Genomic DNA, 609 nt, shown 5'->3' with positions numbered 1-609 from the left:
GGCTATAGAGTTTACGGGTATCGAGCAACGGTGAACCGGGAGAATAATACGCGTCATAATTGGTACGGTTATCATAGCCATAGCCGCGCACAAAGCCGCTCCAGGCATCAGTAAAGTTATGCTCCAGCGCGCCATAAAGCGTTTTACTTAAAAAACCATCGTTATCTGTCTGCGCTTGCGTTCCGGTATTACCATAGGCAACAACATCATAACCATGAGTATGGGCATAATCGCCCAACAGCGTTACCCGTGTCTTATCCCCCAGTTGTTGCTGCGTAGAGACATCATAGTTCTGATAACTATTGCTTCCCCACCCTGCTGAAATTTCCGTTCCGGGTTCATCGCGCGTCGTGATGATATTCACCACCCCGCCTATTGCATCGGAACCATAAACAGCGGAGCGCGGCCCACGGATATATTCAACACGCTGGACAAGCGCAATAGGGAACTGGCTAAGGTCGGCAGAACCACTCACCCCCGCCAGATTCAGGCGTACGCCATCAATTAACACCAACACATGACTGGCATTTGTACCGCGAATAAAAATAGATGAGAGCTGACCTGAACCGCCGTTTTGGGTGATATCGACGCCCGGAAGACGGCGCAGCA

At 50.7% G+C, this 609-nt stretch carries 1 protein-coding gene; it reads right to left on the bottom strand.

The window, feature by feature from the left end:
• On the bottom strand, window positions 1-609 hold a 609-nt coding region (locus ACH34W_RS55565; protein WP_395969363.1), incomplete at both ends, for a TonB-dependent receptor plug domain-containing protein.

It is taken from the genome of Actinomadura sp. 6N118, from assembly GCF_044326415.1.
GTDB lineage: Bacteria > Actinomycetota > Actinomycetes > Streptosporangiales > Streptosporangiaceae > Spirillospora.
Note: the sequence above shows the minus strand (reverse complement) of the source record. Positions and strands in the feature narration are given on the sequence as shown.